Here is a 14,243-nt window from a genome sequence, read left to right as displayed (position 1 = left end):
GGCGCGGCGGTCCGTTACGACGAAGCGGCTTCCGACGCAGCGGCGGGCGCCTTCGTGCCGCTGGCGGAGGTGCCGCTGGCGGCCGCGTCGCTCGCCGCGGCGGCGGACTTCGGATGCGCCGGCTGGATCTTCGCGCCGTCGTTCAGACGATCCGTGCCGTCCGTCACGACCTCGTTGCCGGCCGCGAGTCCCGACACGATCACCGTATTCCTGCCGTCGCTGGGGCCCAGCTTGACCTTGTGCACGGACACCGTGCTGTCCGCATTGACCAGGTAGACGAAGTCGCCCGGCGCGCCGGATTGCACCGCGGCGGTCGGCACGAGCACCGCATTCTGCATCGTGTCGACGAGCAGCTTCACGTTGACGAACTCGCTTGGGAACAGCGCTTCGTCGTCGTTCGCGAAGGTTGCGCGCAACGTGACGGTGCCGGTCGCGGTCGCCATCTGGTTGCTGACCGCGTACAGCGTGCCGGTCGCGATCTCGCGCGAGTTGTCGCTCGAATACGCGGTGACCGGCAGCTTCGCGCCGGTGGACAGGCGCTGCACGATCGAGGCGAGCGAATCTTGCGGCACCGTGAACTGCACCGTGGTCGGCTTCACGGTCGTGATGACGACGATGCCGGTCGTCGAGGAAGCCGTCACATAGTTGCCCGGATCGACGAGCCGCAAGCCCACCTTGCCGGCGATCGGCGCGGTGATGCGGCAATAGGCGAGGTCGAGATCGAATTGCGCGATGTTGGCGAGATCGACCTTCACGGCCGCTTCGTCCTGCTGCACGAGGAACTGCTGATCCGCGTAGGTTTGCTGCGCAATCGACTTGCGCTCGTTCAACTGCGTGTAGCGTTCGAGATCGGCACGCGCCTGCGCGAGCGACGCGCGGTCTTTCGCGAGCGTCGCCTCCGCCTGCTGCTTGCTGATCTGATACTGGCGCGGATCGATCTGCGCGAGGAACTGGCCTTTTTGCACCTCCTGTCCTTCGTGATAGCCGACTTCGGTCAGATAGCCGCTCAGCTGCGGCAGCACGGTCACGGTTGCGATCGGGGTGACGGTGCCGAGTTCGCTCAACGTGACCGGCATCGAGCCGAGCGTCGCCTGCGCGACGGTGACGACGATCGCCGCGTTCTCGCGCACAGGCTTCTTGCGTGTCAGCAGGTGAACCACGACCAGCGCGATCAGCACGAGCACGATAACCGCGAAGACGATGAGCCCGCGTCGGGAGCGCTTTGGCGGCGGGGACACGGTTTCGCTCATGTTGTTCTCCGGCGGCGGATATTAGTGTTGAGATTCGGATGGAAGCTCGTCCTCTGACGGGACTGCGCAAAAGTGCCATGGTTCACGCGCGTTGTCATCAGTCGAAGCCCTCTGAACGCGTTGTTATGAAGACGTAAGGAAACGGGCGATGGCTTGAATACGGGCATGCGTGAATGTAACCGGCTTGCGCCGGGCTTGAGTTACAGGGGCGCAACAAGTTGGCCGGTGGAAGGGTCGGGGACATCGACCTCGCGGTACAAGGGGAGCGGACACCCAGACGGGTCGAGTGTTGGGCGTGGCGGGGCATCGCAATATGCGGTAACAGACGACAGCCAAATGAAAAGTGGGGCGTCCGTCCAGAATCGTCACAATCGACCGCTAACATCCCAAGCCAGCGTCGCGCGCGCCGCGACCGACCGTCACGAACATCCTTGAACGTCAGCCCGATGGCCATCACCGTCAATTTCCCCGTCGAAGTCCGCGACTGGATCGCCGCCAACCTCACGCGGGGCGTCGCACCGCAAGCGATCGTCAACGAGATGGTCGCCCGCAACAACGCGGCCGAGCTGGCGTCGGCGATGGTCGATGCGGTGTCGTCGGCGTTTCTGTATGGCGCGCCGCTGCCCGGCGACAAGCTCGAAGTCGGTGGCGCGCCGCTCAGCTATGAGCCCGAACCGCTGCGCGTGCCCGACGGCCCGCTGATCCAGCTCGGCGAGCGCAAGGTGCGCGTGCTGTCGCGGCTACAACGGCCGGCTGCCGTGCATCTGGCCAACTTCCTAAGCGGCGACGAATGCGAGCAGCTGATCGCGCTTGCGCAACCGCGGCTCGACCGCTCGACCGTGGTCGATCCGGTGACTGGGCGCAACGTGGTTGCGGGTCATCGCAGCAGTCACGGGATGTTTTTCCGGTTGGGCGAGACGCCGTTGATCGCGCGCATCGAAGCGCGCATTGCCTTGCTGACCGGCACGCCGGTCGAGAATGGCGAGGGGCTGCAAATGCTGCACTACGAAGAAGGCGCGGAATCGACGCCGCACGTCGACTATCTGATCACAGGCAACGAGGCGAATCGCGAGTCGATCGCGCGCAGCGGCCAGCGCATGGGCACGCTACTGATGTATCTGAAAGATGTGGAAGGCGGTGGAGAGACGGTGTTTCCGCAGCTGGGTTGGTCGATCGCCCCGCAGCGCGGCCATGCGCTTTATTTTGAATATGGAAATCGGTTCGGACTGTGCGATCCGAGTTCATTGCATGCGAGCACACCGCTGCGGGCGGGGGACAAGTGGGTGGCGACCAAATGGATTCGGACGCGACGGTTTGTGCCGCGGAGGGAAAAAACCGCAGGAGCGGGATCGGCAGCAATTTAAGAGGCGGATTTTGAGGAGCACGTCCGCAAATCTACACTGTGCTTTAGTCCACCGGGGACAGATTCCGGCTGCCCTTGTTCCGCTGGTCCTATGGTCACGCTCTCGATATGCTCTTCGATTCGGACTGCATTTCGCAAGCTTCCGCTGATCTTCCTACCGCGTGAGTCGACAAAATCTGTACGCGTGTTTATCGTGAGAACCACCGGCCTTGAGCCCGAGTTCCCGTGCCAGTTTGCCCACATGGAATAAGGCCCAATTCTGGCCCCTCCTAAAGCTTTCGATTGAACGTCTCCAATCCGCGTCCCCATTGGGTCGCTGACAATATCAAAGTTGCACAGCACCAATTCCCTCAGGACCGCGCGCTGATTCAATAGCGGCATGATCGCTGAGTTGAAATCTATCGACCCCGTACCGTCTAGCGCGAAAGCGGAAAGCGGGAGGCACAACAAAAGAGGAAGCAGAATTTTCATCTAATAGCCCAAGAATTTGACCCGCGCATTTTGCAGATCACCACCTGACGCCTGCCATTCGCGTGTGGCTGCGCTCCCCGCACCGCTGAAATGGTCAATATGTGCGCCGCGAATACCCCCGCCCGTATCGTCTGCCGACCGCTCACCGACAACCCGGCTACCGTCGCTAGAAGCGAACCTGTGACCGCCCTGGAATAACGGTCGGATCAACAGCGATCGATCGATTGGCAACAACATCGGCAAATCGACCGTGCGCAGCGTCTGTTTCACTCAGCCGCGCTTGAGCGGGATGCTTCAGGATATCCGGGTTCCCGGCCGCGTTGTGATGCCATCCACCGCCGCCGCCATCCCAACGGACAAAGCGATGATCCAACGTTTCGCCCGTTCCCTGCATTGGTACGCCGCCCGCTCCGTATAAGAAATCTTGGCGGTGACTACCAGACACGCCGCGTGCTTGCACCAATGGGCCGTGCGCATCGCGCTCGTCCGCAATTAATGCGTAATGTGAAAACCAGATTCATACCACGCTTCTTTCAGCATTATGCGGAGAGGAACCGCGGTTATATCTTCGTCCTCTACCAATAACGTCAGGTCTCCCGGTTCCCGCGATTCGAGAACGACCATCGCGCAACCGTTCGAATCGGTTGGCCTTGCAAACCGTACGTGGTCGTTCGTACGGTTACTCTTGATCGATAAAATGCGGCCGGAAAGCGGTGCGCCGCCGCGGCTTTTGACTGTGGCTTTGATCGGCAGGTGGTACAGAATCTTTCCGTGGTGCACACGTGCGGACGATGGAATCACCGGCAACTTGTCACCGTATCTATTATCCGGAATTTCCCATGACAACAGGTTCAATGCAATGCGAACTTCAACGCATGAGTTCGGATTTGTGTTTGTACATGCAGTGTCGTGAACCGTTACCCAACTTGCAGTGTCCGGCATTCCTACTTCTCCAGTTGAAGTCTAAGGATTGATGGGCCGCGCGTAGCCACACGTTCAGTTTGACCACTGCCGTTCGTGATCCCCGTTATCGCCCGTTCTCCATCAACAACGATCCGATATCGCACGTCCGCGAGCGGGCGGCGTGCTTCATCGAGCAGGGTAAATTGCTCGTTATAGAGCCCATCTTGCGCAGCTTGCCGTGGTGAGCTATCTGCCGCTACGCCGGTCGACTTGTTGATGAAACAGCGGGCATCCGCGCCCGCTATAACGCGGTTCTTTCCGCAGGGGCATAGCACACGATCATCATCAACCACGACCCGCTTTCCACGGTTTTTCATCCCGTCGCCGGTTCCGTGCATTGGCCAAGATCCCTTACAGTTGCCGCAGGTGGCGTGCTCGCCTTCCAAGGCCAGCCTTTTCCCGTTGTCGCGCATCGTCGCGCTTACTGCAATGACCATTCCGCCAGTCGTAGTCGAGTCGTTGTCCCTTGCTACAGAAATTCGCATCACGTTCTCCTACAGATTTCGAGAGTTAGTTGTCGCGCGGCTTTGGTTCTGATTCGCCGCACGCGGGCCTCGGTGTCCTCAACGCCGCTTGGAAACATTCGATTAATTAACCGTCTAGAGGTGGCACAGTCAACCGCATTAATTCAAGATAAAGCTGATTTGACAAAAATTTGCGATGACTTCGGATTTCTCAGTTTCAGATGCATCTTGGCGATGTCGCAGTTCAATAAAAATAGGCGCCATTGAGTCGCCGCATCTTGAATGAATAAATGCCCTTTAGCCCATTATTGACGAATCGACTCAAAGCCGTCAGTTTGACGTTTTTGCCTCGCACCACGTCAACTAAAAGGTCTGCTGCGTCGCGAGGCGTGAGCCGGCGGTTCGGACGTCCTTTGCGTCGAGCGCGACTTCGAGAAGCTTCCTGTTCGCACTTTCTTCCGCTATTACAGGAGGAATCCTGAACAATTAGGTTCCAAGCATAGTCAGGCGTTGAAGTTGCTGCTCCTGCTTCTTGAAAAGGTGGAAGACGGCAAGCGCAAGCCGTTCAAACTGGAGAGCATCGCCAGGAGGACGGGAGGGAGAATACTGCCAAGAATCAGACTTGAGAAGCGCCTCGGCGATGCGCCAAAAAAGCCTGATGGTCCTGAACAAGGCATCGGCGCGCGCAGCGCCGCCGGAAGAATGACTGCCTTGTCACCGGGGCTGAATGTGCGGGAACACAGATTCCAGATGCACCACTACCTCACGCAAACCCGGGTCCCCGCTTAAGAGCTAGCGGTATAAAGCTGTCTTCTTTGCCTACTTTCTTTGCAGCAGCAAAGAAAGTAGGTGCCGCCCCGCACAGGGGCAACGCAAATAAACCGATACCAAAGCAAGGAAAGGCCAAGAAACTCAGAACAACGAAAAAAGGCCCAACCTTGCCCAAGGGCTAGCTCACCCCTACATCACCGCTGAAAAACCTCATCAGCAACCCACCCCTCATCGGTCAGATGAACTCCTTCCCGCAACTGCATGGTCCCCGCCCCTTCGATCACCCGCTTAACCATCGGAAAGACACGTTGCGCGTCCGCGTCTTTCGCCCAAGGCGCCGGATCGATCTTGTACGTATAGATCACTGAAGTCACCGTCTTCCCATCCATCTGCATCGGCCGCTCCCACCCCACGACCTTATCCAGCGACAACGAAGCCGCACAAAGATCCGCCGGATGCGTAACCCGCGACGTAGCAGTCGCGACAACCTCCGGAATATGCAGATAGTACTTCTGCCCTTCCGGCGTCAGCTGATACTGCCGCGCGGAAGCGGTGATCTTCTTGCCATCCGCATCGACGCGTTCGACCAGCATGTCCTTGCCCACCACCAGACCGAGCTTTTCGAGCACCGGCATCTGCACCGCGTCGCGCGTGCCGTTGGCGCGGTCTTCGGTCGTCGTGTAGATCGGCCAGTCGTATTTGGCGAGGCACAGGTGACCGCGCTTGGCCAGGTAGTCGTTGATGGTGGCCGTGAAGTTCGCCTGGTTCGCGTCCTGGCTCTTGTCGTGACAGCCGGCGAACAGCGTCAGGGCCAGCAGGGAAAGCGCGCCGCCTGCGAGGCGGGCGGCGGTGGAGCGTCGCATCATGTCGTTGTTGCTCAGGTTGAGTTGCTTTGTTGAATGTCGTCAGTTCACGCAGGCGCCGCTGGTCGGTGCCGTGGCGGGCGGTTGATAGCCGTCCGTCAGCGTGTTCAGGAAGCAGACCAGATCCGCGATGTTCTGCTGCGTCAACTGCGGCGTCGAGTGAACCGCCCGCGCCTTAGCGCCGTCGGCCGCGGTCGTGCCGCCCGCATCGGTTTGGCCCTGGCCCATCGGCAGTTCTTCATCGATGTTGCCCTGGTAGGCGACCGGCAGATCGTTGAACGGCGTGGCCGTCGCGCCGGACGCGGCGCTCGGGAACAGCGCAAACGACGGGTTCTGCACGATGTTGCTGCTATCGCCGCCAGTACTCGGATACCAGTACTCGGGGTTCGTATCGCGCGTGTTGTAGAAGTTGAGCACCTGCACGAGCGAATGGAACACGCCGTTGTGGAAGAACGCGGTGCGCGTCGCGACGTTGCGCAACGTCGGTACCTTGAAGCGGCCGCAATACGGATCGGGCACGTTCACGCCGGTGAGCGAATCCGGACCCGCGCCGCTCGTCGCGGTACCCGGCGTGTGAATCGTATTCAGTGGACCGCACAGACCCAGGTCGTAGAACGCGGCGTTGGTGTTGCTCGGGATCGGGTCGGGATTATCCGGAATCGACGTGTCGTTGCGCGGCACACCGATCGCCTGGTACGTGAAGTCGGTCATCAGACCCACCGAGCCGTTGAAGTTCGCGCCCGCGTAGTGGCAGGCCACGCAACCGGCACCCTTGTCGGTGTCGTTGAAGAGTTCGAGGCCGCGCAGTTCGGCCGCCGTCAACGTGCCGCCCACCTTGTTGGATTCGAACAGGTCGAATTTGCTCGAATACGGCGCGAAGCTCGGGTCTTCCGTCTCATACGCCTGCAGCGCGAGGCCGATGTCGGTGAACGCGGTGTCGCTATTGGCGAACACGCCCGAGCCGAACGCCTGCTGGAACAGCGACGCGTACGACGCGCCCTGCACGACCTTCACGACGTCGGCCGCCGACGCGTTGTTCATTTCGAGCGGATTGAGCAGCGGCAACGATACCTGAGTGGCGAGCGTCGTCGCGCGTCCGTCCCACATGAAGCCGCCGCCGGGCGCATTCTGGGTGATGCCGTCGGGGTTGTCCGCGATGTCGTTATACGGCGGCGTCATCGACTTGTAGCGCAGCGAAGGCACCGCGCGCTGACCCGCCAGCGACGGATCGGAGCCGAGCTGCACGGCGAGGCTATTGGGCGGCCCATACGCGTATTGCGGGTTGTGACAGGTCGCGCAGGCCATGTTCTTGTTGCCCGACAGATTCTGGTCGAAGAACAGCTGTTTGCCGACCTGCGCCGCGGCGCTCAGTGTGACCGTCGCGGGCGGCGCCACGCTCGACGCGCCGCCGCTGCCCGACGTCGACGACGTCTGGCTCGAGCCGCCGCCACCATCGCTGCCGCTGCCACCGCCGCCGCACGCGGTCAATATCAGGGAGAGCGCGCACAGCACGCTCAATGTAAGTGTTCGCATGACGATTTGTTAATACCTGAGTCCGATTGCCGGGCGGTCCTGGCTGGGCCTCGTGCAAAGCCTGGCTAACTGCGCGTACCGCTAAGGCCGCGCGGCAATGGGACGAACGAAAATGGAAAGCTGCCGGACCACTCGATACGTGGCCCGGCAGCAGGCGGTACTCGCATCTGGCTGCGATACGAGACGGCGAACCGGCTCGTATCGCATACGGATCGGCTCCTTACTTCGCCGACTTCAGCGACCAGATGTTGGTCTGGGAAGCGTCAGGACCAGCGGCACGCGATGCAAGCGACGTGCTCGTCACGTCGACCATGTTCAGCTTCTGCGTGTAGGTTGTCGGCGTGATGTACGCGTGGTTCATCGGGCGGACCGAGTCGAAGTGCGTATCGGAGCTGCCCGCGAGTTCCGGCAGGTTCGCGATGTTCGCAGCGATGAACGACTCCGTGTACTTCGCACGAGCGAGGTACGTGTTCGGCTGCTGCGGGTCAGCGATCTGGAACATGTCCTGCAGCGTGCGAACGAACGAGAAGTGGCTGTACTCGTCGCTATCCACGATGTTCGGGTTCGCCTGGTTCGTCGCGACACCGAACACCGAGTTGCCGTGACCATGGTTGCCCTGGTTGTACAGCACCGTCGTCGTCGGCGTGTACTTGCCGTTCGCGAACGTCAGCGGTTGCTGGTTCACGTTCGACGTGACCGGGTTCCAGCCGCAGCATGCGGTCGAGCTGCCTTCACCTTCGTCGAACATCACGACGATCGCGACCTTGCGGTTCGGGTTGGTCCACAGCGGCGAAGCCTGGATCTTGGCGACCACCTGGCGCACGTAGTCATCACCGCGCTGCACGATCGCGGTGCTGCCGCTCAGGCACGACGGATCCGAGCCGGTGCCGTGCATGTCGTCGCACTGGTCGGGCATGATGAAGTTCACGTTACCCACGTCGCCGGTCGCGAGGTCGGTGCTGAACTGGTCGTAGTTGTAGTTCGCCGGGATCGCATAAGCCTTCGAACCCGCCAGGTCGGCGGCCGAGTACTGCGTACCGAAGATCGTGCGGTTGTCGGCGTGGAACTCCGGCAGGTTGCGCGTCTGCTGATACGCCATGCCCGGATGGTGCTTCGTCTTGTACAGCGCGCCCGGCATCGGGAACGCGGTACCCGTGCTGCCCGGACCCGTGTAGGCGGCCGAAATCGTCGGCTCGGCAACGCTGTCCGCGCGCGGATCCTGACCCGGGTTCATCGACTCGCTATAGGTACGCCACGTCATGCCCGCTTGCGACAGCAGCGTGAACAGGTTCGGCGCCGGAACGTTGTGGTTCGCGATCGAAGTCGTCGAGCAGGCGCCGGTCGTCGTGTAGCCCGTCAGGTGCGCCGTGTCGAGCGGCGGCAGCGCGCCGGTCGCGACGAGCGGTGCGCCATCCGAAGCGGTACCGCCTGCGAATGCTGCATCGGTCGGTGCGTTTGCGCCGGTCGTGCCCGCGCCGCAGCCCCACCAGTTGTCGTCGACGATGCCCCAGTCGTCCGCGCCGCCGAGTGCCGTGTAGTTCGGCTCGCTCGGATTGCCGGTCGAGTAGTAGGTCGTGAACTGCGCGTTGCTGCTCAGGAACGTGTTGATGTACGGCGCGTTCGTCGAACCGAGAATACCCGGCGTGCCCGTGACCGGACCCACGCTGTGGTTCTCGAGCATGATCACGAACACGTTGTCGTAACGCGGAATGCCTTCGACGTTGAACGCTGCCTGTTGCGACTGCGCGTACGTGATCGGCGCTTGCGTCTGCGTCGACTTCACGGCCGTCAGCGCGGTCACGCCCGAGACGCCGACGATCGACGGATCACCGCCCGCTACCGCGAGGTTGTCCGGGTACATGTCGCCGCGATCGAGCTTGGTCGTCGCATACGTATAGCGGTTCGCGAGCTGGTTGGCTTCGAACAGCACGGCCTGCTGCTCGGCGCCCGACAGCTTGTTCACGTCGCCGAGCGCATCGGTCGCGCTCACCGTCACCGACGACGCGCCTAGCGCCGGACCTGTCAGACGCGCCGCGAGGTTGGCCTTCTCGGTCGCGTAGCTGGTGCCGTTCGCTTCGACCAGACGCTGCACTTCCGTCGACATCGGGCTGATCACGACGTTCGCCGAGCCCTGGTCGGCGATCTGCGCAGCCGAGGCGCGCAGGATCACGTGGCTCGCGACAGCCGAGCCGCTCGCAGTGTTGGTTGCCTTCGTGCTGACGTCGGCAATCAGCTGACCATTCGCGCTCGATTGCAACGAGAAGTGGCCTTTGCTGTCGGTCGTCGTGCTGGCTTCACCCGAATCGCACTTGCCGTTGCCGTTCGCATCGAGGCAGACGGTCGCGCCAGCGTAATAGCCCGCATTGATGGTCGGATTGCCGGACGTGTTGCCCGGCACGAAGTTGGCAGCGGTCACGACACCCGAAAAAGTCGTCGGTTGCGTCGTACCGGTGTTGTTGTTGCCGGTGCTCGCCGTGCCGTTGCTACTGGAGCCGCCGCCGCAGGCTGCGAGGACGCAGGCAGCCGCGATTGAAGTGAGAAGCAGATTTGTGCGTGATGTTGGACTGACCGACATTGTGGGATTCCTCGCTGATTTGGATTACTACTGTTTCCGCCCGAATGGAACTAATCCATGATTTTTCTGCAGCGGGATTATTGAGCGGCAATGTTCCCCTTTTATGACATGGAATTTTTAATGAAATAGTTCGTCACCATTCCACCTGAATGGAAAGTGCATGATTCATCGTACGGAAATGTCGGTCTGTTAATTGCGCACGTGACGCGTGACGCGATTATGCGCCAAGCATATCTCGATTGAATGTGACGTTGCGCAGGGATGGAGTCGGCAGACGCGGCTGTGCCGGGTGGCTGTCAATGAATGGAATTGCTGCGACGAATGCAGCTCGAGGGGAAGCGACTGAAGTCGGGACGGCTCGTGCGAGCCGTGGTGAGCGACGCGCTGCTAGCCGAGGCGGACTGCAGCGCGAAGCCGGTGCGAGTATCGGCGCGTCAGGTGCCGCGCCGTCGATGCGTAGTAATCAGAATTGCTCGATCCACGTGGCGAGGCGATCGGCGGCGAATTCGCTACCGCGCTGCGCCGGCCGGAACGCAATCGCATTGCCTTCACGTGCGGGCTGCAATGCAACGTCATTGCCGTCGAGCCACAGAAGGCTCGCCAGCCATGCAGCGTGTCCGGCGGACACCGCGTTATTGCCCGGCTCCGCGAGAAACTCCGCGAGTGTGGCCGGCTGGTCGCAGACGAGACCATCGCCTTCGCGGCGCACATTGATGCCAGCCTCGGAAAGCGACCCGGCCAGAGCCGCCAGCGCGTCGCTCGCGGTCACGTTCGCGCCGCCGTGACGATTACGCAGCGTGGCGAGATGCGCCGCCACCGTATGACCGAACGCGCCGCTGCGGGCACTCTCGGCCGCGATCAGATCGGAGTAGTCCTGCAGCAGCCAGTCCGGCTCGGAGTTCGGCACGTTGGCGAGTACCGCCGCGGCGAGATAGGTTTCGACCGGCTGGAAGCGCTCGGGTCCGATCAGCGTGGCCGACAGCGAACGCACCAGACCGATGCGCGTGGCGACCACCTGCTTTTGCAGCACGCCCAGCTTCTCGCGCACCAGCGTATCGCGCTCCTTGCGCAACTCGGCCAGCTCGAGCGCCTGCTTGAGCTCCATCCGCAACGCCGTAATGTCCCACGGCTTCTTGATGTAGCGATGGATGTGACCGAGGTTGACGGCCGCGACGGTCTGATCGATTTCCGAATACGCGGTGGTCAGAATCCGCACGACATGCGGGAAGCGCTCGCTCGCATAGCGCAGCAGCTCGTTGCCGAACTCGCCCGGCATGCGCTGGTCGGACACAAGAACTCCCACGCGGTCGCCGTGCTCGTCGAGCAGCGCCTTGCCCTCTTCCACCGAGCCGCCAGTCAGGACCGGCGCCAGGCTTCCGATGGCACGCTGGAAGTACTTTACGGCGGTAGCTTCGTCATCGACGAAGATGATCGCCGGAGCCAACTCCTCTGTGGCTTTTGCTTCGTTCATCAACAACTCCTGTGCGTTTGACCTTTGATATGGGGGAAATCCAGCACGACGGTGGTGCCGCCCCCCGACGTGGACTCAATTCTGAGTCCGCCGCCACAGGACTGCATGACACGGTTGCATAGAATCAGGCCCAAGCCGTTTCCCCCAGATTTCGCGTGCGTTGTAATTGGGTCCGTCAACAGGCGGTCTTTGATCTCGGGCGGAATCCCCGGCCCGTTGTCGCAGATGCCGATGCTCGGGTGCGGTTCCGTTGTCACGGTAAAGCGCACCGACGGCGACGGCACATCCGCGAGCGCGCGCAACGCGTTGGACAACAGCGACGACAGCACGAGCGCCACGAGATTCGGTTGCGTGACCATGGGAAAGTCATTGTCGACCTCGACCTTCACCCACGCGCGCTGCGCGGTCGTCAGCGGATACGTGTCGAGCAACGCCGCGATCAGCCCATGCGCGGTGCTCTCGATGCGCGCCTCGTCGCCCTCCAGTTGCCTGCGCCGCCCGTTGTGGACCGAGCGCCAGAAGGACGACACCACGGCCATGCAGTACTGCGCGCTCTCGCGCATCGATTTCGCGGCACCGAGAATTTCGCCTTCCGCATCGCGCTCCGCGTCGGTGCGATCTTCGATGCTGTGCGCGTTCAACGCGATCGCCGCGAGCGGCGTGTTCAGTTCGTGCGCGATGAACGCGAGGGTTTCGTCGATGGCGATCAGGCGCTGATTCTGCATCGCACGTTCGTGGTAACGATCGAACGCCAGTTGCAGCGTATCGCGCACCGCCGCCGGCTTCAGCGGCTTTTCGAGGATGCGGAACACTTCGCCGGTGTTGACCGTCTGCAATAGCATCTCGACGTCTGCGTAAGCCGTGACCAGAATCCGCACGATGTGCGGATATTCCAGCGCCACCTGGCGCAGCAGGTCGCCGCCGTCGCGCCCCGGCATGCGGAAGTCCGTGACCAGCACCGCGATGCGGGCATTCTCCTGCTCGAGGATGGCGATGGCCTCGTCGCTGCTCGTCGCGACCAGGACTTCGTAATCCGCACCGACGGTGCGGGCGAAATATTTGCACGCCAGCTCTTCGTCGTCGACGTAGAGAAGCGTGGGCTGTGTTTGTCGGATGTCGTTCATGGTGTTTCTCAGGGTGCGGGCGACAGATCGAAACTGAATGCCGCCCAACTTCCCAGCTCGCTTTCAGCAAACAGCAGGCCGCCGTGGCGCTCGATCACCGCATAGCTGATCGACAGCCCGAGGCCGAGGCCCTGGCCCACTTCGCGGGTGGTAAAGAACGGTTCGAACACGCGCGCGATATTTTCCGGCGCGATGCCCGGCCCGTTGTCTTTTACCGTCACATGCAGGCGCTCTTCCGTCCATCTCACGTTGACATGAATCGCCGGCGCGGGCGTGCCCGCCTTGCGCATCGCCAGCACCGCATTCGACAGCAGGTTGATCAGCACGCCGATGATGGCCGCCTCGTCGCCCTGCACCAGCGTATCCGCAGGCAGCTCGCGTGTCACGGTGACGCCGCGCAATTCATGCCCGACGAGCCGGATCGCCGAATCGAGCGCCTTCTCGAACAGGAACGGCGTGCCCAGCTCCGCCTCGACGCCGGGCTTGCGATACGCGAACGTCTTCAGGTCCGACACGATGTGCTGGATGCGTTGCATGCCCTGCCGCGCATCGACCAGACATTCCAGCAGCGTCGGCTCCTTCTTCGCCATCGGCTCTTCGATCGCAACCTCGATCGCCATCAGGCAGAAGTTCACCGGGTTGTTCACTTCATGCAGCAAGCCCGCCGCGAGCGTACCGATCGCCGCCATTTTTTCCTGCTGCAACAGTTGGCCCTTGATGTCGAGCAACTGGCGATTGGTCACTTCGAGCTCGGCGTTCGTCGCGGACACCTCTGCGTTCTTCGCGGACACCTCCGCGTTCTTCTCGGACACCTCGGCCTTCAGGCGAAACAGCATGAAGCGAACGCGTTCGTTGAAGAAGGTGTAGACGGCACTCGCGGCAGCGGCGAACAGCAGCAGCAGGACATTGACGGTCATCGTGCCGAGCGGCACACCGTTATGCGGAGGCAACAGACAGGCCAGCAGATACAGAAAGCAGGACAGCACGCCGAACACGAGGTTTTGCCACAAGCCGAATGGCAACGCGATGCCGGACGCGAAGATGGCCAGGTTCAGGCCCATATAGTAGGGCGACAGAACACCATCGGTGCACCAGATCATCCATGAGATCATCATCTGCGGCAGCAGCAGCCAGGACAGCGTCAGCCACGGAGTCAGCCGCCGCCCCACGCTGGTGTCGAGCAAGGCCACGATGCCGCCGATCATCAACGACACGAGCAGACGCGCAAGTGCGAACGACGTCTGATGCTGCGGATACTGCGCGTAATCCAGCCCTACGCCGAGCAGCACCAGCGCGATCGCGGTGCACGCGCCGCCCCGGCTGAACGTGACGCGAAAGTCGGCCAGCTCGGTTTGATAGCCGCTCTGCAAAGGACTGGTAGTCATGGACAAAGAT

Annotated in this window: 12 protein-coding genes; 2 read left to right on the top strand and 10 right to left on the bottom strand. The window is 61.8% G+C overall.

The genetic code is table 11. The annotated features are described in order from the left end of the window. Window positions 1–14: 14 nt before the first annotated feature. The gene (locus tag EVC45_RS01540) at window positions 15–1,250 is read right to left on the bottom strand and encodes an efflux RND transporter periplasmic adaptor subunit (RefSeq protein WP_129956276.1); all 1,236 of its coding nucleotides are present in this window, start codon (window positions 1,248–1,250) and stop codon (window positions 15–17) included. A 446-nt stretch (window positions 1,251–1,696) separates the two neighbouring features. Here EVC45_RS01540 and EVC45_RS01535 point away from each other — a divergent pair, with 446 nt between their 5' ends. Continuing rightward, window positions 1,697–2,614 (top strand): 2OG-Fe(II) oxygenase, encoded by a 918-nt coding sequence (locus tag EVC45_RS01535; protein ID WP_129956329.1) that lies wholly within the window; start codon window positions 1,697–1,699, stop codon window positions 2,612–2,614. 470 nt (window positions 2,615–3,084) lie between these two features. On the opposite strand, the gene EVC45_RS47865 is transcribed toward EVC45_RS01535, so the two are convergent. The 3 genes from EVC45_RS47865 to EVC45_RS46120 form a co-directional block, all read right to left on the bottom strand. Further along, window positions 3,085–3,321, bottom strand: a complete 237-nt coding sequence (locus EVC45_RS47865) for a 3D domain-containing protein (protein ID WP_373682970.1) — start codon at window positions 3,319–3,321, stop codon at window positions 3,085–3,087. Between the two features lie 255 nt (window positions 3,322–3,576). Beyond that, the gene (locus tag EVC45_RS01525) at window positions 3,577–4,026 is read right to left on the bottom strand and encodes a hypothetical protein (protein ID WP_129956274.1); all 450 of its coding nucleotides are present in this window, start codon (window positions 4,024–4,026) and stop codon (window positions 3,577–3,579) included. Window positions 4,027–4,028: 2 nt separating this feature from the next. Continuing rightward, on the bottom strand, window positions 4,029–4,532 hold the full coding sequence (locus EVC45_RS46120) for a PAAR domain-containing protein (protein ID WP_211193353.1): 504 nt from the start codon (window positions 4,530–4,532) through the stop codon (window positions 4,029–4,031). 489 nt (window positions 4,533–5,021) lie between these two features. Between EVC45_RS46120 and EVC45_RS01515 the strand changes: the two genes are divergently transcribed. Further along, on the top strand, window positions 5,022–5,300 hold the full coding sequence (locus EVC45_RS01515; protein ID WP_129956273.1) for a hypothetical protein: 279 nt from the start codon (window positions 5,022–5,024) through the stop codon (window positions 5,298–5,300). Between the two features lie 176 nt (window positions 5,301–5,476). Here EVC45_RS01515 and EVC45_RS01505 read toward each other — a convergent pair whose 3' ends face one another. The 6 genes from EVC45_RS01505 to EVC45_RS01480 all read right to left on the bottom strand — a co-directional run bounded on the left by EVC45_RS01505 (window position 5,477) and on the right by EVC45_RS01480 (window position 14,233). Beyond that, a complete protein-coding gene (locus EVC45_RS01505) occupies window positions 5,477–6,148 on the bottom strand; it encodes a hypothetical protein (protein ID WP_129956271.1) in 672 nt (223 codons plus the stop codon). A 39-nt stretch (window positions 6,149–6,187) separates the two neighbouring features. Continuing rightward, window positions 6,188–7,678, bottom strand: a complete 1,491-nt coding sequence (locus EVC45_RS01500; protein WP_129956270.1) for a cytochrome-c peroxidase — start codon at window positions 7,676–7,678, stop codon at window positions 6,188–6,190. A gap of 220 nt (window positions 7,679–7,898) precedes the next feature. Next, a complete protein-coding gene (locus tag EVC45_RS01495; protein WP_129956269.1) occupies window positions 7,899–10,253 on the bottom strand; it encodes an alkaline phosphatase family protein in 2,355 nt (784 codons plus the stop codon). A 463-nt stretch (window positions 10,254–10,716) separates the two neighbouring features. Continuing rightward, window positions 10,717–11,724: a response regulator gene (locus EVC45_RS01490; protein ID WP_129956268.1), complete on the bottom strand. Its 1,008-nt coding sequence runs from the start codon at window positions 11,722–11,724 to the stop codon at window positions 10,717–10,719. Next, window positions 11,724–12,848, bottom strand: a complete 1,125-nt coding sequence (locus EVC45_RS01485) for a hybrid sensor histidine kinase/response regulator (RefSeq protein ID WP_129956267.1) — start codon at window positions 12,846–12,848, stop codon at window positions 11,724–11,726. Before EVC45_RS01485 ends, EVC45_RS01490 begins: the two co-directional genes overlap by 1 nt. 8 nt (window positions 12,849–12,856) lie before the next feature. After that, the gene (locus EVC45_RS01480) at window positions 12,857–14,233 is read right to left on the bottom strand and encodes a sensor histidine kinase (RefSeq protein ID WP_129956266.1); all 1,377 of its coding nucleotides are present in this window, start codon (window positions 14,231–14,233) and stop codon (window positions 12,857–12,859) included. Window positions 14,234–14,243 lie beyond the last annotated feature (10 nt).

Origin of the sequence: Paraburkholderia sp. UYCP14C (assembly GCF_004197395.1) — a bacterium.
GTDB lineage: Bacteria > Pseudomonadota > Gammaproteobacteria > Burkholderiales > Burkholderiaceae > Paraburkholderia.
Note: the sequence above shows the minus strand (reverse complement) of the source record. Positions and strands in the feature narration are given on the sequence as shown.

Bases quoted from the DNA above. Each gene is read 5' to 3' on its own strand.
- EVC45_RS01540 (WP_129956276.1), bottom strand. From the start codon at position 1,250: ATGAGCGAAACCGTGTCCCCGCCGCCAAAGCGCTCCCGACGCGGGCTC.
- EVC45_RS01500 (WP_129956270.1), bottom strand. From the start codon at position 7,678: ATGCGAACACTTACATTGAGCGTGCTGTGCGCGCTCTCCCTGATATTG.
- EVC45_RS01535 (WP_129956329.1), top strand. From the start codon at position 1,697: ATGGCCATCACCGTCAATTTCCCCGTCGAAGTCCGCGACTGGATCGCC.
- EVC45_RS01525 (WP_129956274.1), bottom strand. From the start codon at position 4,026: ATGCCGGACACTGCAAGTTGGGTAACGGTTCACGACACTGCATGTACA.
- EVC45_RS47865 (WP_373682970.1), bottom strand. From the start codon at position 3,321: ATGTTGTTGCCAATCGATCGATCGCTGTTGATCCGACCGTTATTCCAG.
- EVC45_RS01505 (WP_129956271.1), bottom strand. From the start codon at position 6,148: ATGATGCGACGCTCCACCGCCGCCCGCCTCGCAGGCGGCGCGCTTTCC.
- EVC45_RS01495 (WP_129956269.1), bottom strand. From the start codon at position 10,253: ATGTCGGTCAGTCCAACATCACGCACAAATCTGCTTCTCACTTCAATC.
- EVC45_RS01480 (WP_129956266.1), bottom strand. From the start codon at position 14,233: ATGACTACCAGTCCTTTGCAGAGCGGCTATCAAACCGAGCTGGCCGAC.
- EVC45_RS01485 (WP_129956267.1), bottom strand. From the start codon at position 12,848: ATGAACGACATCCGACAAACACAGCCCACGCTTCTCTACGTCGACGAC.
- EVC45_RS46120 (WP_211193353.1), bottom strand. From the start codon at position 4,532: ATGCGAATTTCTGTAGCAAGGGACAACGACTCGACTACGACTGGCGGA.
- EVC45_RS01490 (WP_129956268.1), bottom strand. From the start codon at position 11,724: ATGAACGAAGCAAAAGCCACAGAGGAGTTGGCTCCGGCGATCATCTTC.